Genomic DNA, 20,548 nt, shown 5'->3' with positions numbered 1-20,548 from the left:
TGCACTTTTTACACTAAAATTTAGTCCAAAATAAAACAATTTCCTTATTTTGACTATTGAACTCAAAATATTTTTCGTCAAATACCTTGATAAGCTTGACAAACGGTAGAAAAAAGTTGGTCTCCCAACTTCTTTCTATTTTTTCCAAGCAGATCGTTCTGCTACAACTGTAAACAAGACATCGGTTGATGAGTTGAGTGCTGTTTCACAAGAGTCCTGAATCACTCCGACCACAAATCCGACTCCAACTACTTGCATGGCTAACTCATTTGGAATGCCAAAAAGACTACATGCTACTGGGATGAGGAGAAGCGAGCCACCTGCTACCCCAGATGCTCCTGCTGCTGATAGTGATGCAACAACGGATAAAAGAAGAGCTGAACTGAAATCAACTGTGATTCCTAGTGTATTTACCGCAGCCATTGTCAAAATATTGATTGTAATGGCAGCTCCAGCCATATTGACAGTAGCGCCTAAGGGAATGGATACGGAGTAGGTATCTGAATCTACTCCCAACCGTTTAGCCAGCTGCATATTGACTGGAATATTGGCTGCTGAACTTCTTGTGAAAAATGCTGTTACCCCACTCACTCGAAGACATTCCAACACTAAGGGGTAAGGATTTTTCCTCATGACCATAAATGCAATAAAGGGATTGACCACCAGAGCGACAAAAGTCATGCAACCAACTAATACTAGTAATAGAACTCCGTAATTCTTAAGAGCTGCCAATCCATTATTTGCGACTGTGTCAAAAACCAAGCCTAAAATTCCGAATGGTGCAAGACCAATAATCCAACCGACTACTTTTGAGGTTACTTCCGCTGTTGATTGCAATAAATCCTTGGTGTGTTGACTCGCATTCCGAAAGGCAAGTCCGAATATCGCTGCCCAAGTCAAAACACCAATATAGTTGGCATTCACAAGCGCATTGATTGGATTGTCAACAATGTTCAATAGTAAGTCTTGAAATACTTCTGAAATCCCTTGAGGTGGTGAAATTTCTGTCGCAGTTGCCTCGGTAAGAACCAATTTTAATGGAAATAGGTAGCTGGCAATAACTGCAACACTCGCAGCTGCAAACGTGCCAATCAGATACAGGAAAAGGATAGTTCGAATGTTGCTTTTTTGACCATTAGGTGCCTGAGACAGGGCGTGGGCAACCAGTGTCAATACCAAAAGTGGGGCAATAGCTTTTAAAGCTCCAACAAAGAGACTTCCTAAGAGAGAAATCATCGTAAACTGAGGCACACTCAATCCCAAGACTAATCCTAAAAAGACCCCAATACTGATTTTCCGAATTAAACTCATCTTTTTCCAAATAGAAATTATATTTTTCAAACAATTCCCTCCAAACAAACATTTTTCCATATTAGCAGAAAAACGAACGTTGGTCAATAGAATAAAAAACGAGTATGGGCTGAGAGTTTTTTCAACATACAGTCATTATTCCCTCAAAAAACTACTTCATATATTAAAGCACTTCACTTGTGAGTACCGTTCTAAGATATAAAAACTACATGTGGTCACTCCACATGCAGTTTACAAGGTATTCTTATTCAAACTCCAACTGGGCCTTGTCGGTAAAATAAGTTTTGTAGGCAGCGTAGGAGGCAATCACAGAAGCCAGACTGGTCGCAGACAGCAACATGAACATGACCATAATCTGATAACGAATGGCATGGACCGGATCTACTCCTGCAAAAATCAGACCAGACATCATTCCAGGTAGGCTGACCAGACCGACTGTCTTGGCTGAATCAATGGTGGGTTGCATACCTGTTTTGATAGCCTCTCGTAAGATATCCTGTGAAGCAAATTTAACAGTTGCTCCCAGACTGAGTTTTTCCAAAACTTGTTGGCGGTTGTCTGTGAAAGACTTGTACATAGCCCGATAGGACAGGCCGATGGCCGTCATGGCATTACTAGCCAACATCCCCGAAATGGGAATGACTTGCGAAGGAATAAATTGGATTGCCCCTGAGAAAATCAGGATTGTCAGAGTCAAACCAGTCGAAGCAAGCAGGGCTAGAAAGGGATAAAGCAGGGATTTCTTGCTATTGGGATTGCGTTTGTTGGCTTGGACACTGGCATTGTAAAGAATAATCAAAACCATTGCCAAACTAAGAAAGACATTGGAGGCTTGGAAGATAAACTTGAGAATGTAGCCGACAAAAATCAGCTGGAGGACAGTTCTGACAACGGCCATGAAAATATCCTTAGTCAAACCCAGTCTTTCCTTTTGACTGATGCTAATTGCTACCAAGACCAGCCCGAATACAAGGGCTAGGGATAGGTTATCTACTGAAACGTTCATACTTGGACCCGACCTCCTTCTATTCTCAAAATCCTTTGGGCTGCCTCAATCTCTGACTGGTCATGAGTGACTTCAATCAGGGTATTTCCAGCAGCTTGGTAGTCTGCCAAGAGCTTGTTGACAATGGCCTTGGTTTCGGCGTCCAAGCCTGCAGAGATTTCGTCCAAGAGTAAGACTTTGGGCTCGAAGAGTAGATTGCGGATGAGGGCAACTCGCTGCTTTTCTCCACCAGATAGTTCTGTGATTTTCTTGCTTAAAAATTCTGGTGCTAGATGAACAGATTCTAGGGCCTTGAGGGCTTTGGTCTGGTCAAATGCCAGCTGACGAATGGTAAATGGAAACTGGAGATTATCTTGGACGGTCTGGCCAAAGAGAACTGGCTGTTGAAAACAATAGGAAACCTCTCTCCTGTAAGTCGGCATATCCAGCTCTGCTATGTCCCTCCCCTGGAAGAAAATAGTCCCACTGGTCGCGGATGTCAAGCCTGCCAAGAGTTTTAAGATAGAGCTTTTGCCGCTGCCTGAAGGTCCAACCAGGGTTAATCGCTCGCCTGCTGCAACGGTGAAGCTAATGTCAGTTAAAATCGACTTATCTTTATCCGATAAGCCGACCGATTGAAGTTGAAAAATGTTCATCTTAATGACCGTGCTCTTCTGCTTCTTCAGCAGCGATAGCGATGGCTTGCGTTTCGTGAACTGTCCCATGAGCGTGGTGGGCTGGTCCATAGATAGAGTAGATTTTTAGGTCTTCTTGACCGATGTTGATGACATTGTGGTAGGTACCGTTTGGAATCAAAATGGCATCTTCTGGTCCAACTTCCGTATCAAGCGTAATCTTATCAGCTGATTCACCCATGATAACACGGCCGTGACCTTGCTCAATGCGGAGGAACTGATCGTTTTCATTGTGGACTTCTGCACCAATGTCGCCACCAACTGGGATAGACATGAGGGTAACTTGCAAGAGTTCCCCAGTCCAGAGGGCTGTGCGGTAGTTGGTATTTTCAAGCGTTGCTGTTTCAATATTGGTTACAAATGGAGCTTTTCCATAGTCTTTTGTAGTCATAATTGTTTACCTCTAAATTATAATTATTCTAAACTTTCTTTAGAACAATTCTAATTATACTCCTTTTAAAATACTTGTCAAGCTTTTTTATAAACATTATAATTTTCAGACAAAACTTAGAGACCTGATAAGAAAAAGCCACCTTTCGGCAGCTGTTTTCTATATTATCGAAGAGCAGTATTCACAGTAATTTTCTTGCCCCAGTACAATTGTATTGGTTGCACCACATTGAGAGCATTTGGAGGTTGTTTGGCTTGTAGCCTCTACCTTTTCTTCTTTACTGACTTTCTTATAGTTCCTTTTTGAAGTGGCCGCTTTATTCTGACGCGCTTTGTTCCTAGACTCTTTCTTTACATTATTGATGACCTTTCGGTCTTGGTAATCAATTCCAATCCCTGTAAGAGCTTGCCGTTTCAGTAACTCTTCTAATATCGTAAGTACCCGGGTATGTGACTCCCCAGTTAAACGCTCCAATTCTATAAAATCAATCTCCTCTGCTTCCGTAAAAATAATTTGATAAGACTCTGCCTTGGTTAACAATAGCTGAGCAGTCTTGTACTTTTTGAATAAAAAGAGTGTCAATCCGATGAAAATTATTGCTGTAATAAGGTAAGTAATCGGACCAGAAGTTGATGTTTCCGGCGGTGAAAAAATGTTCATCAAACTTCCAATAACAGTCAAACCTGTTAGAATTGTACCGATCAAGTAATTTCTACGTGTACTTTTTAATTTAGCAAGATAAAACATCGACTTTCTCCTTTATAAACCTAAAATTTCTTTTTTCTTTTTTGCAAATTCGTCTTCTGATAAAATTCCCATATCAAACAATTGTTTTAATTTTGTAACCGCCTCTATTTGCTCATCAAGATTGAGCTGGGATTGATGACTAGCACTGGAGGAAGATTGACCTAGTTGCTGTGCTAGATTCATTCCCACTAGTAAACCTCCCGCATCTCCTAGACCATGCTGATTCACGCCGTCAGCAATTTTCTGTTGAGCTGCAATATCTGCACTACGCTGATTGGCATCATCATAGGCTCTAAGATGCATCTTGTTGGCAGAAAAATCATGTACCAATTTCTTCGAATCTGGTGAAAATTCTATATTTTCAATGGCTACTTTAACAATCTTTAGCCCAAATCGTTCTAGCCAAGTACCAGCATTGTAATCATCTTTTTCAATTGCTTCAGCAATTGCCATTGATTTTGTGGGTAGCTGGGAAATGCGAAATTGGTCAGATAGAGAAGTTACCGCAACCACAAAAGAGTGAAGGAATTCAGATAAAATTTGTTCTTTAACCTTTTTATCTGAAAAAGAATAATACGAAACGTTCGGAGGAAGAAAATTACGTATAAAGGTTTCAGGCTGAATCACCTGTAAGGAAATATTTCCCCGTGCAAAAATCTCTAAATCTGTACCATAATAAGCATCATTGTAAACAATACCACCTCTAGTTCCAAATTTAATATTACGAATTTCACGAAGATTCACAAAAGCAATACGCTTATCCGCAGAGGCTTGGCCACCAAAGGCCAATCGATCACCAACCTGTCCAATTAAATCGCTTGCCTTTTCGCCCACTTGCTTCCAGATGTCAGCATTTTTATCCTTGCTTCCACTAAAAATAGAGGATTCTCCATTTTGATAGATAAACTCTCCTGGGGTTGTTATGATTTCTTCAATACCTGCATGATCAAAAATAAAGGCTGCTGTATTTTCAGGGACAGAAATTTTAGAGCCAGATGTAATGACACCTATGTTGCCTTTATAATTTTCTCCTCGCCAATTATTCATAGCCTGATACACACCTGGGGTTACAACCGTATGTTCATCGAAAGGTCCAGCTGTAATAATCTCTTTCCACTGATCGTGAATAGTTCCATCAATCGCACTATTCAGCCCTCTTCCCAGTACATCTTTGACATCTTTTAGAATACCCATTATATCTCTACCTTTCTTCTATTTTTCAAAATTATTATATCATTTATTTAATGTTTTAACAGCTTTTTTCAAAAAAAGCCACCTTTCGGCAGCTGTTTTCTACAATTTTACAGACAAATTAGCCAGATAATCTGGACCAAATTGGGACAGGCGATTGCGACTGTCTTTGGATTCATAAAAATCAATCATGGCAAAACCAGCTCGTAATTGCCCTGCAATCTGTTCTTCTAAGGTGTGACTAAATTCATAGCCATATTCTGGGTCAATCGTGATTTGTCCTGCTTCTTCTAATTGTCGTGCGTTGAAAGGTAGGCTATACTTGGGCACCAAGGTCTTGTCTGGACTGTCCCAAACATCGTCCCCGTCAAAGATATAAATCCAAGGGTTCATGTAGCCAACCATGAGCAGTCCGCCTTTTTTCAAAACCCGATAGGATTCCTGCCACATATTTTCAAGGTCTTCAATATAGACATTTGAAACAGGGCAAAAAATGATGTCAAAACTCTCGTCTTCAAAAGGAAAAGGCTGTGTCATATCTGCCTGGACCGTCTGCAAGTTCAGATTTTCCCGCTCCGCAACCAAGCGATCCTTGTCCAACTGTTCCTTGGAGAAGTCCATAATGGTCGTTTGGTAACCGTGAGCCGCAAACATTGGCCCCTGTTGACCGCCACCGCAAGCTAGACCCAGCAATTTCTTACCTTGGGCTTTTTCAAACCAGTCAAGCGGCACCGTCTTTCCAACCGTCAGGGAAACGGTCAGGGGCTTCGCTTTTGACTTTTCAAATTCCTCAGGACTGAGCGGAACCGTATAGGCATTTCCCTGTCTAGCTGAAACCCGATTCCAACGTTCTTGATTGTAGTTTACATAATCTGTCATTCTTATCTCCTCTGGAGAGGCCTAGCAAATCTGACCTCGTTCTGTTCTTTTCATTTTTCCCTCCTTTACTATGCTAATTCTATTATAGTATAAGCACAAAGAAAAAGCTACCTTGCGATAGCTTGTTTCTTAAGTCAATTCATTAAAATCCCATACATCGTCCACCCAGCCTTCATAGAAATCAGGCTCGTGGCAGACCATGAGGATAGAGCCTTTGTAGGCTTGAAGGGCACGTTTGAGTTCATCCTTGGCATCCACATCCAAGTGGTTGGTCGGCTCGTCAAGAACTAGTACATTGTTTTCACGGTTCATAAGCAAACAGAAGCGAACTTTGGCCTGCTCACCACCTGAAAGAACTTGAATTTGGCTTTCGATATGTTTGGAAGTCAGACCGCAACGAGCCAAGGCTGCTCGTACTTCTGCCTGGTTAAGGGCTGGAAAGGCATCCCAAACGGCTTCCAGTGGGGTCTGACGATTGCCACCAGCTACTTCTTGCTCGAAATAGCCTAGTTCCAAATACTCCCCACGCTCCACAGAACCGCCCAGCGGTGGAATAATCCCCAGCAAACTTTTAAGAAGAGTGGATTTACCGATACCGTTGGCACCGACAATGGCAATCTTCTGGTTGCGTTCAAAGGTCAGATTGAGCGGTTTACGTGTCAATACACGGTCATAACCAATTTCCAAATCAGTCGTTTGGAAGATAAATCGACTTGGCGTTCGAGCCATTTTGAAATCAAAGGATGGCTTTGGTTTCTCTGCTTGAAGCTCAATAATCTCCATCTTGTCCAATTTCTTCTGACGAGACATGGCCATGTTTCGAGTGGCAACACGGGCCTTGTTACGGTTAACGAAGTCCTGCAAGTCTGCGATTTCCTTCTGCTGGCGCTCATAGGCTGCCTCCAACTGAGCCCGCTTCATAGCATGGACTTCTTGGAATTGGTAGTAATCACCTGTGTAGCGAGTCAAAAGCTGATTTTCCACATGGTAGACAATGTTAATCACATCATTCAAGAAAGGAATATCGTGCGAAATCAAGACAAAGGCATTTTCATAGTTCTGCAAGTAGCGTTTGAGCCAGTCAATATGCTCTGCGTCCAAGTAGTTGGTCGGCTCATCCAGGAGCAAGATGTCAGGCTTTTCCAAGAGCAATTTTGCCAAAAGAACCTTAGTACGTTGTCCCCCTGATAACTCCGTCACATCCTTGTCCATGCCATAGTCCATGACACCAAGCGCACGCGCCACTTCGTCAATCTTGGCATCAAGTGTATAGAAATCACGACTTTCCAGACGATCTTGTAGTTCGCCAACCTCTTCCATAAGGGCATCCATATCGGCACCCTCTTCTGCCATAGACATGTAAATGTCATTGATACGAGCTTCTGTCTTGAAGAGTTCATCGAATGCTGTCCGCAAGACATCACGGACTGATTGACCTTTTTCCAACTTGGCATGCTGGTCCAAATAACCTGCCGTTACATAACGTGACCATTCAACCTTACCTTCATCTGGCTGCAATTGCCCTGTTACGATGGACATGAAGGTTGATTTTCCCTCACCATTGGCACCAACAAGGCCAATATGCTCCCCTTTTAAAAGACGGAAGGAGACATTCTCAAAAATCGCACGGTCACCAAAACCATGACTTAAATTCTTTACTTCTAAAATACTCATAATTTCCTCACAAAAGAGGCTGGAAATCCTTCCAGTCTCTGACTTTTTCTTAATCTAAACCAATCTCTGCACGAACCACATCGGCAATGGTGTCCACATAGTAATCGACTTCAGCATCCGTTGGTGCTTCTGCCATGACACGTAAGAGGGGCTCAGTACCACTTGGGCGAACCAAGATACGACCGTTGCCAGCCATTTCTGCTTCCATTTTTTCAATGATAGCTGCAATAGCAGGCACTTCCATTGCCTTGTCTTTCATGCTGTTTTCCACACGGATATTGACCATTTTTTGTGGGTAAATGGTCACTTCTGCTGCCAATTCAGACAACTTCTTACCTGTTTCTTTCATGATTTTGGTCAATTGCACAGCGGTCAACTGGCCGTCGCCTGTGGTGTTATAATCCATGAGAATGACGTGTCCTGACTGCTCACCACCAACATTGTAACCACCTTTGCGCATTTCCTCTACCACATAACGGTCACCAACTGCGGTCACAGCTTTTTCAATACCTTCACGATCCAAAGCCTTATGGAAACCAAGGTTGGACATAACTGTGGTCACAATGGTATTTTTAGCAAGCAAGCCCTTGTCTGCCAAATATTTACCAACGATGTACATGATACGATCGCCATCGACCAAGTCACCATTTTCATCGACAGCAATCAAGCGGTCACTATCACCATCAAAGGCAAGACCGATTTGACTGCCAGTTTCTTTCACCAATTCCTGCAGTTTTTCAGGATGAGTAGAACCAACACCTTCGTTGATGTTCAAACCATCTGGATGCTCAGCCATGACTGTCAAATCAGCTCCCAAATCCGCAAAGATTTGACGGGCAGAAGTTGAGGCTGCACCATTAGCAGTATCCAAGGCAACTTTCATACCTTCCAACTGAACTCCTGTTGATACAAGGAAGGATTCATATTTACGCAAACCTTCTGGATAATCGACCACATCGCCCAAACCTTGTGCTGATGGACGAGGAAGGGTATCCTCTTCAGAATCCAAAAGGGCTTCGATTTCCGCTTCTAAGGCATCATCAAGTTTAAAGCCATCACCTGCAAAGAACTTTATACCGTTATCTTGGGCAGGGTTGTGACTGGCTGAGATCATGACACCAGCACTTGCTTTTTCAGTTTTTACCAAGTGTGCTACACCCGGAGTTGCAAGTACACCAAGCTTATAGACATGAATCCCGGCTGACAAGAGTCCCGCTACCAAGGCTGCTTCCAACATTTGACCTGAGATACGGGTATCACGCGCCACAAAAACACGGGGAACGTCTGTTTCATGTTGACTGAGAACATAACCACCAAAACGGCCTAGTTTAAAAGCCAATTCAGGTGTCAATTCTACGTTTGCTTCTCCACGGACACCATCCGTACCAAAATATTTACCCATTTTAACATTTACCTCTTATTTCGTTTTTGTTAATGTAATTTGCATGTTTGCCTCTGTCTGAGACAAGACAACTGGCAAGACATTGCCGTCACTATCAACAGCCTGTAACTTAGCTGTTCCACTATAGTTGGTAGATAGATTGCTCACATCTACAGCAATGGCTTCAATGCGATCAATCTTAGCCATGGTTTCTTCATCTGTCGTAACTTTTACGGTATCAACATTGACCGAAACTTTAGAAAGGCTGTAACCTTCTGCCAATTGATTACTATAAACCTTAGCCTCAACAGGCAGAGCCTTACTCATGCGTTTACCAATTTTAACCGTAATGGCATCTGGTGCCAGGGTCGCAGTCACTCCTGCTGGTAAATTGGCTAATTGGAGAGTAACAGTATGTGTACCAGCTTCTAACTCTGTTAAATCTGCTACAACTTGGAAGGTACGAGTTGCCTCATCTGACTCACGTTGTAAAAGTACCCGATTAGATCCTCTTAATTCAACTGTCACCGTTGATGAAAATCCAGAAATGAAATGCTCACTACTATCATACTCGATATCAATGGGAACATTGTTCAAGGTATGGACATAAGTCTCCGTTTCTGTGTTCTGAGCAGCAGTTTCAGATGTTTTATAGTTAGTCGTTGTCGCATAGAAAAAGAGCAACAAGGCTAAAAAGATAGAGAGTGCCAAATGACCTACTGCTTTAAATTTATCCTGCATGTTTGCCCCCTCTCAATCGTTTCAAAAAGGTTGATTTTTCCTTATTCTCAGTACAAAAAACAGTTTTCAACTCAGCCTCGAAATCTTTCAAACTCAAATCGTGTTTAAAATTTCCATTGTGAGCAATCGAAATACCGCCTGTTTCCTCAGAAACAATGAAGACAAAGGCATCCGAAACTTCTGATAGACCAATAGCTGCGCGGTGCCGAGTACCAAATTCTTTTGAAATTCCTGCACTTTCAGACAAGGGAAGATAAGCACAAGAAACTGCTACCTTATCCTCTTTGATGATAACTGCACCATCATGAAGTGGGGTATTGGGAATAAAGATATTAATCAGTAACTCACGAGATATATCTGCGTCCAAGGATATCCCTGTCGACCGATATTCCTGTAAAGTTTGAGCTTGCTCGATAGCAACTAGGGCTCCAATCTTACGAGGGGACATATAAGCAACAGCCCCCAAACAGGCTTCGATGAGTTTCTCTTCTTTGCTGAGCGTATTGACCGAAAAAATCTGGGTTGTTCGACCAAGTTTTTCAAGCATTGCCCGCAATTCAGGGGCAAAAATCACCACTGCTGCAATCACTCCATAGGTAATCACTTGGTTAATAAGCCACGCGATTGTCTGTAGTCCAAAAAAACTAGCCAAGAGTTGAGCAATTATAAAGAGAAAAACTCCTCGAATGAGCGTCATAATTTTAGTACCAGCAACCGCCTTACTAAAATTATAAATTAAATAAACAACGATACTGATGTCAATCAAGTGTAAAATTGCAGTCCATGGACTAGCAATCAGGCTTGACCAATAACCAGCATCTAATAACTGGTTTAAGTTTAGCATACATTTCTCATACTTTCTAACTCATACAGATAGTAATAGTTTTATTATATCATATTTTCACACCAATTCTTTAGAAATCAATGAACATCTCATTAAAAATATTACAAATGTACTTCAATCCTATAAGTTGAAAGAAGGTACTCCATTCTAGAAAATCCCCAACCTTTGTGATAAAATAGACCCATGAAAATAAATACTTTATTAGGAATAGCAGCAGGGAAAGCCAGCCAGTTTGTCCTCAACAAACTAGGACGGGGTACTACCCTGCCTGGAAAAATTGCCCTCAAATTCGATAAACATATTTTAGATAGTTTGGCTAAGGATTATGAAGTCGTTGTTGTGACAGGTACTAACGGTAAGACTCTGACCACCGCCCTGACAGTCGGCATCCTCCAAGAAGCCTTTGGCGAAATTACGACCAATACCAGCGGCGCCAATATGATTACAGGAATTACGGCTACCTTCCTATCTGCCAAGAAAAATAAAAATGGCAAAAAGATTGCTGTCTTGGAGATTGATGAGGCCAGCCTGGCCCATGTGACCGACTTTATCAAGCCTAGCCTGATTGTCTTCACCAATATCTTCCGCGACCAAATGGACCGCTATGGCGAGATTTATACCACCTACCAGATGATTTTGGACGGGGCTGCCAAGGCACCTCAGGCGACCATTCTCGCCAACGGTGACAGCCCGCTTTTCAATTCGACCTCCGTTATCAATCCAGTAAAATACTACGGTTTTGCGACGGAAGAGCATGAGCCACGTCTGGCCCATTACAATACCGAAGGCGTTCTCTGCCCACATTGCCACCAGATTATCCAGTACAAGCTCAATACCTACGCTAACTTGGGTAGTTATATCTGTAACAACTGTGGCTTTAGCCGACCTGAGCTGGACTACAAGTTAACAGAGTTGAAGGAAATTACTAATACTTCTTCTACCTTTGCCATTGACGGTCAGGATTACAAAATCAACATCGGTGGGCTTTATAATATCTACAATGCCCTGGCAGCTGTCAGCGTGGCAGAATTTTTCGGCGTATCTCCTGAGAAAATTAAAGCAGGATTTGACAAATCCAAGGCCGTTTTCGGTCGCCAAGAAACCTTTAAATTGGGCGATAAAGATTGTACCCTGGTCTTGATTAAAAACCCGGTCGGTGCAACCCAGGCCATTGAAATGATGAAACTGGCTCCTTACGATTTCAGCCTGTCCGTCCTTCTCAATGCCAACTACGCTGACGGAATTGATACCAGCTGGATTTGGGACGCCGACTTTGAACAAATCACTCAAATGGACATTCCACAAGTCTTTGCAGGCGGTGTTCGTTCGTCTGAAATTGCCCGTCGCCTCCGTGTGACTGGCTATCCAGAGGACCAGATTACTGAAACACCAAAACTGGAAGACATCATGACCTTGATTGAGCAGTCTAGCAGTCAGCATGCCTATATCCTCGCGACCTATACGGCTATGCTGGAATTCCGTGACTTGCTGGCTCAACGCCAAGCTGTTAGAAAGGAGATGAAATAATGGTCTATACGTCATTAAAAAGTCCTGAAAAAGACTACGCTTATGATCTCCACATCGCTCACCTCTACGGTGATTTGATGAATACCTACGGGGACAACGGCAATATCCTCATGCTCAAGTATGTAGCTGAAAAGCTGGGGGCTCGTGTCCAGGTGGACATCGTTTCATTGACAGATGAATTTGACAAGGATTTCTACGACATCGCCTTTTTCGGTGGTGGTCAAGACTATGAACAATCCATTCTGGCCAAGGATTTACCGACTAAAAAAGACAGCCTGGCAGACTTCATCGAAAACGACGGTGTCATGCTGGCTATCTGCGGTGGCTTCCAATTGCTCGGTCAATACTACATCGAAGCTGGCGGCCGCAAGATTGACGGACTGGGTATCATGGGCCACTACACCCTCAACCAGACCAACAACCGCTACATCGGTGACATTAAAATTCACAATGATGAATTCAAGGAAACCTATTACGGTTTTGAAAACCACCAAGGCCGTACCTTCCTAGCTGACAACCAAAAACCGCTGGGCAAGGTTGTCTATGGTAATGGCAACAACAAGGAAGACGGCGGCGAAGGCCTGCACTACAAAAATACCTTCGGCAGCTACTTCCACGGACCAATCCTGTCCCGCAATGCCAACCTAGCCTACCGCCTAGTCACAACTGCCCTCCGCAAAAAATACGGACAAGACATCCAACTTGCCAGCTACGCTGACATCCTCAGCAAAGAAGTCGCTGAAGAATACGGCGATGTGAAAAGCAAGGCAGAATTTGAGAAATAAAGCAAAACCGCTTCTGAATCCAGAGGCGGTTTCATTATTATATAGTTCCCACCAAGAGCACACCCTCAACCGTAATCTCGGTCAACTGGCTCAAATCCAACTTGGACTGGTCCACTTGGAAAAAGAGGGGCGTCATGTCTGCCAAGACTTGGGCATGGGCGACTGTAATCGGCAGGGTCCGGCTGACCAACACTTGCTCCACCTGCCCCAGATAAGACCTGAAATGGTCCACAATCTCACTGTTGTCATAGGCTTCCTTGCGGAGTTGGTCTTTGGCTAAATGGCGGAGCTCCTTGAGGTGATTGGGGCCTGGGACCAGCTTGAGGATAGCCCCACCAGCTTTCAGTACTCTGGCAAATTCCTGATAATTGGCTGGGGAAAAGATGTCCAAGATGCCGTCAATGGTCTTGTCTTGAATGGGCAACTTTGTCAAGTCACCGACAAACCATTTGACCGACTTGCTGCTGTCAGATTTGGCTGCAAGGAGTATGGAATCCTTGGAAATATCAAAAGCAAGAATGTTTAAGTCCATTTTCTCGGCTAACTTACGGGAATAAAAGCCCTCCCCGCAACCGATGTCCAAGACCGACTGCAATCCCAGCTCTGCTATTTTCCCCTCCAAAGCCTCATAGAGATGATCGTAATAGCCCGCCTCTAAAAAGGCCTGACGGTTTTCAAAGCTAGACTTGTGGTAGTTGGCGGACTGCTTGACCTGGGGTGCCAGATTGACGTATCCTTGCTTGGCGATATCGAAGGTGTGGCGGTTGGGACAGCGGAGGCTGTTGAGGTCAAGACCAAGAGCCTGCCCACAATGTGGACAAGCGAAAAATTGGTCGCTATTGCTAAAACGTGGGTGTTTGGTCATCTTAGGTATTTTCTTTTCTAAAGCGGTGCAGGGCTAGTCCTGATAGGAGCGTGGCAATGGCTCCTGTAAAGACTAGCAAGTAGCCGACTGGGAGCAGGTAGAAGTTTTCGTGTAGAATGCCATTGGCATCGACATACTCGACGGAATTGGCCTTGATAAGAAAGCATACAAGGCCTAAAACCATGAGAAAGCTTCCGATAATGGTAATGGTCAGGTGCATCTGGGTACGGCGGCCTTCACGACCGTCCTTGACTAGTTTTTCTGTCATGTTATTCACGTCAGTTCCTCCTAAGATAAGTTGATCTAGGGAGATTGAAAAGACAGAGGACATGAGAATCAAGAGTTCCAAGTCGGGTAGGTTTTTGTCATTTTCCCAGTTGGAAACAGCCTGCCGTGTCACATTGAGCTTTAGGGCAAACTGTTCCTGGGTCAAACCTTCCTTCTTCCGTAAGTCTTTGATTTGTTGTCCAAAGTTCATTTCTTTCTCCTCGCTAGGCCCTGTCTGGCAGGTCCTAAACTCATCTTAGCCTAGCAATCAATATTTGCCAAGAAAGGCTGGCTTGCGAATGAGATTTTTTGCCGCAAGAGAATTTTGCGACAGACTTTCTCCAGCGCAAGTCCTGCTTGCAAGCCTGTTCTATCAAGGTATTAGGTTAGTATCAACTTCCTGTCAACCTAGCCAAGCTGTTCCGATAAGTCTTCCCATTCTTCCATGAGGCTTTCTTGTTGGGCTGTCAGTTGGTCGATTTCTTTCTGGTAATCGGTCAGCTGGCCGATGTCGTTGGTTTCTAGCATGGCTTGGTTGAGCTCGCTTAGGCGGTTTTCGATGTTCTCAATTTCTGCCTCGATTTGCTCGATGCGGCGGGCCAGTTTGCGTTGCTCTTTTTGGCTTTCCTTTTGGGCTTGGTAGTCCATGGCTCCGGCTGATTGGCTGGTGGTTTCTAGCTGGTCAGGCTGGACTTCTACTTCCAGCTCTGCCTTTTTCTCCAAATAATAATCATAGTCGCCCAGGTAGAGCGTGGAGCCCGTTTCCGAGATTTCGAGAACCTTGGTGGCGACGCGGTTAATGAAATAGCGGTCGTGGCTGACAAAGAGCAGGGTTCCGTCAAAGTCGATGAGGGCATTTTCCAGGACCTCCTTGCTATCGATGTCCAGGTGGTTGGTCGGCTCGTCGAGGATGAGGAAGTTGTTGTTTTCCATGGACAGCTTGGCGAGGAGCAGGCGGGCTTTTTCCCCACCAGATAGCATGGACACGGACTTTTTGACGTCATCGCCTGAGAAGAGGAAGGCTCCAAGGCGGTTGCGGATTTCCATTTCAGGTGTGGTCGGAAAAGCTGACCAGAGCTCCTCCAAGACGGTGTTGGAAGGTGTCAGGGCCGACTGGATCTGGTCGTAGTAGCCCACTTCCACATTGGCACCTAGCTTGGCTTCCCCTTTGATAAATGGCAGAGCTCCGATGATGGACTTGAGCAGGGTTGTTTTTCCGATTCCATTCGGACCGACAATGGCAATGGCATCCAGCTTTCGTTGGTCAATGGAAATAGGCTGAGAAAGTATTTCTCCATCGTAGCCCACCGCAGCATTTTCCACTGTCAAGACGATATTTCCTGAAGTCTTGTCTGACTGGAAGGTCATGTTGGCAGACTTCTGACCAGTTGTTGGCTTGTCCAGTCGCTCCATCTTCTCCAACTGCTTGCGTCTAGCCTGAGCACGCTTGGTGGTCGAAGCACGGACGATATTTTTCTGGACAAAATCTTCTAGTTTGGCAATTTCCTTCTGCTGCTTTTCATAGTTTTGCAATTCCGTTTGCAACTTCTGCTCTTTGAGCTCAACAAACTGAGAATAATTACCCACATAACGGTCCAAGGAATGCTTGGTCAAATCCAGTGTCATTGTCGCCACCTTGTCCAAGAAATAGCGGTCATGGCTGACGATAATCAAGGCTCCCTTGTAATGTACTAGGTAGTTTTCCAGCCAAGCAATCGTGTCAATGTCCAGGTGGTTGGTCGGCTCATCCAGCACCAATAGCTCAGGACTTTCAAGCAACATTTTTGCCAAGGCCAAACGGGTATTCTGACCGCCTGAGAGTTCGGAGATTTTCATGTCCCACATGGTCTGGTCAAACTTGAAACCGTTCAAAATAGCACGGATGTCTGCCTCATAGTTAAAGCCACCTGCCAGACGAAATTCTTCCGACAGACTATCGTAGGTCTTCATGAGCTGGTCGAGTTCATTACCAGACAAACTGCCCATTTGTTCTTCCATAGACCGCAGGCGTTTCTCCGTCATCCGCAGGTCGTCAAAGACATGGAGCATTTCATCATAGATAGTGTTTTCCGACTGGAATCGACTGTCCTGTGCCAGATATGAAAGCGATAAATCTCTCTTGGTAGAAATCTCACCGCTAGTCGCAGCTTCTTCTCCGACAAGGATTTTGAGCAGGGTCGACTTGCCTGCTCCATTTTTTCCGACAAGGGCAATCCGATCCCGCTCGTCGACCTGAATGTTGATATTGTTAAATAAAACTTCGCCCGCAAAAGAGCGTTCAATCTTGTTTCCACTTAGAATAATCATAAAAATATTGTACCATAATTTAGGTTAACCGTGATGAATCTTTTTCTGATTTCAACAAAAAAACAGCGACTTTACCGTCACTGTCCTTCTCAAAAAATATTTAGACCAAACCGTTGAGCAATTCCTTATTCTGCCAGAGCAGATAAAGACCACCACCGATAATAATCAGCATGATGACAAACTTGATCAAGCCCTTAACAAAGCGGATGACCATCATCAAAATCATCGATACAATCAGCCAGCCCCAAGCAGAAGAATGGAGCAAGGTCTGCATGCTCTCTAGACTGGCACCTGTCCAGGCCTTAATTGGTTCGGGAATTTTATCAAACCAACTACTATCTATACCGATTTGTTCCATAATCGAATGACTGGTAGACTGCATCCATGCAAAGATCCCAGCATTATAGAGAAAGAGCAGAGCTTGCTCAGGATAACGTTTTATTGTGTTTGTAATTGTTCGAAGCATATTTTCCCTTCTATTCTGAATACAAGGCAAGGACCGCATCAATATCTGCCTGCTGAATACCATGATTAGAACCTGCCGATTCCATAACAGAGGTCTGACTATCTTCATGATCTAGGCCAATAGCATGGCCCAATTCATGCTCCGCAGTATGGATGATACGATCCATATCATAACCATATTCATCATTCAATAAATAATAACTATTCAATCGTACCGTCACAGAACTATAATAATTTGTCAATAAATTAGTCGTTGAATTGGCCTCACCCGCTGCCTGGGTATTCCCATCATTCATCTCTGTTGCAATAATATCGGCCTGACTGGGGTCAGTAGTAAGGACAAGGGTAAAGGCACCCGTCGCATTCCAATTAGCAATGGCTGTCTCATAAGCAGCTACAAAAGTCGGGTTCTGAGTTTCAATGTAAACAGTCGCTGTATTGGTTTCCCATCGTCCATGGTCTGCTGTATTGACTGTATCCGTCGTCAGGTGTTTAATGGTATCAACACCTTCTTCAATCGTCACTTCAGACTGACCTTTGACCATCAGTTGCACTTCCTGAGCCAAGGTTTGTAACATCTGTGGTGCTGCATCTTGTTGGAAATAAAACAATAGCCCCAAGCCGCAAGCAATGATAACCATGGAAAGCCAGACTAGACTCCAAAATGTCCGCCAAATAAACTTAAAGAAATTAGTAATAAAATTCATACACTATACCTCTCTCTCGAAATAGATTTCAGTATAGTGTACTTTTCTGAAACTTTTCTTAAAATCTAAGATAATCTTTCTTCCAATTTGAAATCAATGGGCAGCCAAGCCAATACTTTTTCAATCTGTTGGTTCCAGTAATACCACTCATGTTTGCCAGGTCCGAAACTCGCTTCGATATCAAAGCCTAGCTCTTTCAGCTCTCCAACTGCCTTTTGATGACCTTCAAAGAGAAAATCTTCCTCACCACACCAGGCAAAGAACTTGGTCTTCTTGTCCGACAGTCGACAAATATTGGTCAGAAGATTTGGATTTTCTGGGTCATTGAAATCTCCAAAAACACCCTTCCAATAGTCTGGACTACCTAATTCCAAGGCAGATATACTGGTAAAATCAACCTGCAAGGCTCCTGAAAGTGAGGCGGCGTAAGAAAAGCGATTGGTCATCATGGCAATCTTGAAAGTCCCATAGCCCCCCATAGACAAGCCAGCAATGAAATTCTTCTCCCGCTTGTCAGACATATTTGGGAAAAACCGCTTGAGGATTTGAGGCAACTCAATCGCTATGGCATCATAATAATTCATGCCATAGGTGGTATTGGTGTACCAAGCCTTATCCGTATTCACCATAACAACAATCAGATTAGTATAACGGACCAAGCGTTCAATAGTCGAACGATTGAGCCAGGAATCCTGATTTCCTCCCATCCCATGCAAGAGATATAGCACGGGAATATCTGTATCGTCAGGATTGTCCACACGATTTCGGTCGGGATATAAAACGGTTACCTGTCTGGACATATCCAAAACTTCAGAATGGTATTCAATTTTCATAATCGCCATATGTTTCTCCTTATGTAGAAAGAGCCTGGGTTGCCCTGGGCTCTTTGAATCTATAAAACTCTATTTCACTTCCATAATCACCGGCAAAATAGCTGGGCGACGTTTGGTTTGGTCAAAGAGGAATTTAGCTAAGTCATCGCGAACAGCACTCTTTAGTTCTGCCCAGTCAAAGCTATCCTTTGTAAAGTAATTTTCCACCGTTGCGTTAACCAAATCTGATGCCTCACGCAAGATATCCTTACTCTTCTTGACATAGACAAATCCACGCGTATTGACCTTGGCCTTAGAAATGATTTTCTTCTCGCGGCGGTTGACAGTGATTGCCACGATAAAGATACCATCTTCTGAGAGGATTTTACGGTCACGAAGGACGATATTTCCAACATCGCCCATGGCATTTCCGTCAATCATGACATCACCAGCAGGAACCGCTCCGCTATGAACAAAATCCCCATCTTCATAAGCCATGACATCCCCACGCTTGACGATAATAATATTCTCTGGGAACATGCCGATTTCAAGCGCAGCCTTGGCATGGGCATCTAGCTGACGGTACTCCCCTTGAACTGGGAAGAGGTACTTAGGACGGAGGATATTGAGCATGAGCTGCAAATCACGCGCATTGCCGTGACCAGATACACGCAGGTTTTTTGTAATGGATTTGACCGTTCCACCAGCCTTGTAAATCAAGTTTTCTACACGAGCCACGACTGCTTCCTTGGAAATGCTTGGTGTCGTAACGATGTAAACCAAATCACCTTCCTTGATTTCGACATAACGGTGGCGACCAATAGCCATCTTGCGAAGTCCATTCAATGGTTCGCCCATACGACCTGTTTCCAAAATCAGCAATTCATGGTCTTCATATTTACCCATATCCTTTGGCTTGACCAAAAGTCGCTCGCTGACCAAACGAAGTTTTTTCAATTGTATAGCGGTACGGACAATATTTTCCACATCATGACCAGTCAAAACAACGCGGCGACCTGTTGCCTCTGCCGCATCAAAGATTTGCTGGATACGGACAATGTTACTTGCTACGGCAGCCACGATGACACGACCCTCGCAGTCTGCAATCGTATTAAGAATTTCTTCGCCTGCTTCATGCATACTTGCTGACTGAACATTGCTATCTGCATTGGCAGAATCTGAAAGGAGGGCTAAAACGCCTTCTGAACCAATTTCAGCCAAACGACCAAAGTCTGTACGATAGAATTTATCAGCAGCTTGGTCAAATTTAAAGTCACCTGTATAAACGATGTTTCCCTGGTCTGTCTTGACAACAATTCCTAAACTCTCAGGAATTGAGTGAGTCGTTTTAAAGAAGGAAACGACTGAATCTCCAAAGTCAATCTCCGTCTCGGCATTGATGATATGGAAATCATTAAACTTCTTGGTTGAATTATTATTCTTGACAATCAATTTTGCCAATTCAATGGTCAAGTGTGAGCCAAAGACTGGAACTTTCACTTTTTCCAATAGGTAAGGCAAAGCTCCAATCGAATCAGCGTGACCATGTGTCAAAAAGACTCCAGCTACTCGGTGCTTGTTTTCTTCCAAATAGTCAAAGTTGGGAACAACTACATCAACACCCAACTGCTCATTTTCTGGATACTTGGCACCCGCATCCAATACAAAAATCTGTTCATTGACTTCAGCAATATAGAGGTTTTTTCCGTTTTCACGTACACCACCGAGAGCCATGATTTTTATGCTACTCATTTTTTCTCCTTTTTGGACATCCCACAGGTGTCCAGTTTATTTTTCTTACCAACGGTCCTTGGGAAACCCAAGTCGAATTACAGTCTGCTAATTATTTTAGCTATCGCTTCTATTATACAATTTTTCAAGAAAATTTACAAAAAACTCCGCTGAAAATCAACGAAGTTCTACATATAAAAATGGTGTAGTCCATTTCAAAGTCAGATTATCTTTCAAAAACCA

At 43.7% G+C, this 20,548-nt stretch carries 20 protein-coding genes; 2 read left to right on the top strand and 18 right to left on the bottom strand.

The features are described 5' to 3' along the window. Nucleotides 1-135: 135 nt before the first annotated feature. The 11 genes from sstT to cdaA form a co-directional block, all read right to left on the bottom strand. Nucleotides 136-1,341 (bottom strand): serine/threonine transporter SstT, encoded by a 1,206-nt coding sequence (sstT, locus tag C1E99_RS00850; RefSeq protein ID WP_105206332.1) that lies wholly within the window; start codon nt 1,339-1,341, stop codon nt 136-138. Between the two features lie 214 nt (nt 1,342-1,555). Continuing rightward, on the bottom strand, nt 1,556-2,317 hold the full coding sequence (locus tag C1E99_RS00845) for an ABC transporter permease (protein WP_105206331.1): 762 nt from the start codon (nt 2,315-2,317) through the stop codon (nt 1,556-1,558). Beyond that, nucleotides 2,314-2,952, bottom strand: coding sequence for an ABC transporter ATP-binding protein (locus C1E99_RS00840; RefSeq protein WP_105206330.1), 639 nt, complete (start codon nt 2,950-2,952; stop codon nt 2,314-2,316). The genes C1E99_RS00845 and C1E99_RS00840 overlap by 4 nt, the downstream gene beginning before the upstream one ends. Nucleotide 2,953: 1 nt before the next feature. After that, nucleotides 2,954-3,382, bottom strand: coding sequence for a cupin domain-containing protein (locus C1E99_RS00835; RefSeq protein WP_024380613.1), 429 nt, complete (start codon nt 3,380-3,382; stop codon nt 2,954-2,956). A 159-nt stretch (nt 3,383-3,541) separates the two neighbouring features. Next, complete coding sequence (locus C1E99_RS00830; protein ID WP_105206329.1) at nt 3,542-4,129, bottom strand: hypothetical protein; 588 nt, start codon at nt 4,127-4,129, stop codon at nt 3,542-3,544. Between the two features lie 12 nt (nt 4,130-4,141). Further along, complete coding sequence (locus C1E99_RS00825; RefSeq protein WP_105206328.1) at nt 4,142-5,323, bottom strand: SPFH domain-containing protein; 1,182 nt, start codon at nt 5,321-5,323, stop codon at nt 4,142-4,144. 99 nt (nt 5,324-5,422) lie between these two features. After that, complete coding sequence (locus tag C1E99_RS00820; protein ID WP_105206327.1) at nt 5,423-6,199, bottom strand: class I SAM-dependent methyltransferase; 777 nt, start codon at nt 6,197-6,199, stop codon at nt 5,423-5,425. Between the two features lie 129 nt (nt 6,200-6,328). Further along, a complete protein-coding gene (locus C1E99_RS00815; RefSeq protein ID WP_009910410.1) occupies nt 6,329-7,873 on the bottom strand; it encodes an ABC-F family ATP-binding cassette domain-containing protein in 1,545 nt (514 codons plus the stop codon). A 49-nt stretch (nt 7,874-7,922) separates the two neighbouring features. Continuing rightward, nucleotides 7,923-9,275, bottom strand: coding sequence for a phosphoglucosamine mutase (gene glmM, locus C1E99_RS00810; protein ID WP_105206326.1), 1,353 nt, complete (start codon nt 9,273-9,275; stop codon nt 7,923-7,925). 15 nt (nt 9,276-9,290) lie between these two features. After that, nucleotides 9,291-9,995 (bottom strand): YbbR-like domain-containing protein, encoded by a 705-nt coding sequence (locus C1E99_RS00805; protein WP_105206325.1) that lies wholly within the window; start codon nt 9,993-9,995, stop codon nt 9,291-9,293. Next, entirely contained in the window at nt 9,985-10,839 is an 855-nt protein-coding gene (gene cdaA, locus C1E99_RS00800; RefSeq protein ID WP_105206324.1) for a diadenylate cyclase CdaA, read from the bottom strand. The genes C1E99_RS00805 and cdaA overlap by 11 nt, the downstream gene beginning before the upstream one ends. Before the next feature lie 183 nt (nt 10,840-11,022). Here cdaA and murT point away from each other — a divergent pair, with 183 nt between their 5' ends. Further along, on the top strand, nt 11,023-12,366 hold the full coding sequence (murT, locus tag C1E99_RS00795; RefSeq protein ID WP_105206323.1) for a lipid II isoglutaminyl synthase subunit MurT: 1,344 nt from the start codon (nt 11,023-11,025) through the stop codon (nt 12,364-12,366). Next, a complete protein-coding gene (gene gatD, locus C1E99_RS00790; protein ID WP_105206322.1) occupies nt 12,366-13,151 on the top strand; it encodes a lipid II isoglutaminyl synthase subunit GatD in 786 nt (261 codons plus the stop codon). The genes murT and gatD overlap by 1 nt, the downstream gene beginning before the upstream one ends. 37 nt (nt 13,152-13,188) lie before the next feature. On the opposite strand, the gene C1E99_RS00785 is transcribed toward gatD, so the two are convergent. From C1E99_RS00785 to C1E99_RS00755, 7 genes are all read right to left on the bottom strand, one after another. Beyond that, entirely contained in the window at nt 13,189-14,016 is an 828-nt protein-coding gene (locus C1E99_RS00785) for a putative RNA methyltransferase (protein ID WP_105206321.1), read from the bottom strand. A gap of 1 nt (nt 14,017) precedes the next feature. Then, the gene (locus C1E99_RS00780; protein ID WP_105206320.1) at nt 14,018-14,494 is read right to left on the bottom strand and encodes a DUF3955 domain-containing protein; all 477 of its coding nucleotides are present in this window, start codon (nt 14,492-14,494) and stop codon (nt 14,018-14,020) included. A gap of 197 nt (nt 14,495-14,691) precedes the next feature. Further along, the gene (locus C1E99_RS00775; RefSeq protein WP_105206319.1) at nt 14,692-16,590 is read right to left on the bottom strand and encodes an ABC-F family ATP-binding cassette domain-containing protein; all 1,899 of its coding nucleotides are present in this window, start codon (nt 16,588-16,590) and stop codon (nt 14,692-14,694) included. A 100-nt stretch (nt 16,591-16,690) separates the two neighbouring features. Continuing rightward, nucleotides 16,691-17,056, bottom strand: coding sequence for a hypothetical protein (locus C1E99_RS00770; RefSeq protein ID WP_105206318.1), 366 nt, complete (start codon nt 17,054-17,056; stop codon nt 16,691-16,693). A 10-nt stretch (nt 17,057-17,066) separates the two neighbouring features. Then, entirely contained in the window at nt 17,067-17,762 is a 696-nt protein-coding gene (locus tag C1E99_RS00765) for a M57 family metalloprotease (RefSeq protein WP_105206317.1), read from the bottom strand. A 65-nt stretch (nt 17,763-17,827) separates the two neighbouring features. Beyond that, a complete protein-coding gene (locus C1E99_RS00760) occupies nt 17,828-18,604 on the bottom strand; it encodes an alpha/beta hydrolase (RefSeq protein WP_105206316.1) in 777 nt (258 codons plus the stop codon). A gap of 60 nt (nt 18,605-18,664) precedes the next feature. Beyond that, nucleotides 18,665-20,326 carry a ribonuclease J gene (locus tag C1E99_RS00755; RefSeq protein WP_105206315.1) on the bottom strand — a complete coding sequence of 554 codons (1,662 nt, stop codon included), beginning with the start codon at nt 20,324-20,326 and terminating at the stop codon, nt 18,665-18,667. Between the last annotated feature and the right edge of the window lie 222 nt (nt 20,327-20,548).

Origin of the sequence: Streptococcus suis (assembly GCF_002964045.1) — a bacterium.
Lineage (GTDB): Bacteria > Bacillota > Bacilli > Lactobacillales > Streptococcaceae > Streptococcus > Streptococcus suis_U.
This window is presented reverse-complemented; position numbering and strand designations above follow the sequence as displayed.

Bases quoted from the DNA above. Each gene is read 5' to 3' on its own strand.
- C1E99_RS00845 (WP_105206331.1), bottom strand. From the start codon at position 2,317: ATGAACGTTTCAGTAGATAACCTATCCCTAGCCCTTGTATTCGGGCTG.
- C1E99_RS00840 (WP_105206330.1), bottom strand. From the start codon at position 2,952: ATGAACATTTTTCAACTTCAATCGGTCGGCTTATCGGATAAAGATAAG.
- C1E99_RS00835 (WP_024380613.1), bottom strand. From the start codon at position 3,382: ATGACTACAAAAGACTATGGAAAAGCTCCATTTGTAACCAATATTGAA.
- C1E99_RS00830 (WP_105206329.1), bottom strand. From the start codon at position 4,129: ATGTTTTATCTTGCTAAATTAAAAAGTACACGTAGAAATTACTTGATC.
- C1E99_RS00825 (WP_105206328.1), bottom strand. From the start codon at position 5,323: ATGGGTATTCTAAAAGATGTCAAAGATGTACTGGGAAGAGGGCTGAAT.
- C1E99_RS00820 (WP_105206327.1), bottom strand. From the start codon at position 6,199: ATGACAGATTATGTAAACTACAATCAAGAACGTTGGAATCGGGTTTCA.
- C1E99_RS00815 (WP_009910410.1), bottom strand. From the start codon at position 7,873: ATGAGTATTTTAGAAGTAAAGAATTTAAGTCATGGTTTTGGTGACCGT.
- glmM (WP_105206326.1), bottom strand. From the start codon at position 9,275: ATGGGTAAATATTTTGGTACGGATGGTGTCCGTGGAGAAGCAAACGTA.
- C1E99_RS00805 (WP_105206325.1), bottom strand. From the start codon at position 9,995: ATGCAGGATAAATTTAAAGCAGTAGGTCATTTGGCACTCTCTATCTTT.
- cdaA (WP_105206324.1), bottom strand. From the start codon at position 10,839: ATGCTAAACTTAAACCAGTTATTAGATGCTGGTTATTGGTCAAGCCTG.
- murT (WP_105206323.1), top strand. From the start codon at position 11,023: ATGAAAATAAATACTTTATTAGGAATAGCAGCAGGGAAAGCCAGCCAG.
- gatD (WP_105206322.1), top strand. From the start codon at position 12,366: ATGGTCTATACGTCATTAAAAAGTCCTGAAAAAGACTACGCTTATGAT.
- C1E99_RS00785 (WP_105206321.1), bottom strand. From the start codon at position 14,016: ATGACCAAACACCCACGTTTTAGCAATAGCGACCAATTTTTCGCTTGT.
- C1E99_RS00780 (WP_105206320.1), bottom strand. From the start codon at position 14,494: ATGAACTTTGGACAACAAATCAAAGACTTACGGAAGAAGGAAGGTTTG.
- C1E99_RS00775 (WP_105206319.1), bottom strand. From the start codon at position 16,590: ATGATTATTCTAAGTGGAAACAAGATTGAACGCTCTTTTGCGGGCGAA.
- C1E99_RS00770 (WP_105206318.1), bottom strand. From the start codon at position 17,056: ATGCTTCGAACAATTACAAACACAATAAAACGTTATCCTGAGCAAGCT.
- C1E99_RS00765 (WP_105206317.1), bottom strand. From the start codon at position 17,762: ATGAATTTTATTACTAATTTCTTTAAGTTTATTTGGCGGACATTTTGG.
- C1E99_RS00760 (WP_105206316.1), bottom strand. From the start codon at position 18,604: ATGGCGATTATGAAAATTGAATACCATTCTGAAGTTTTGGATATGTCC.
- C1E99_RS00755 (WP_105206315.1), bottom strand. From the start codon at position 20,326: ATGAGTAGCATAAAAATCATGGCTCTCGGTGGTGTACGTGAAAACGGA.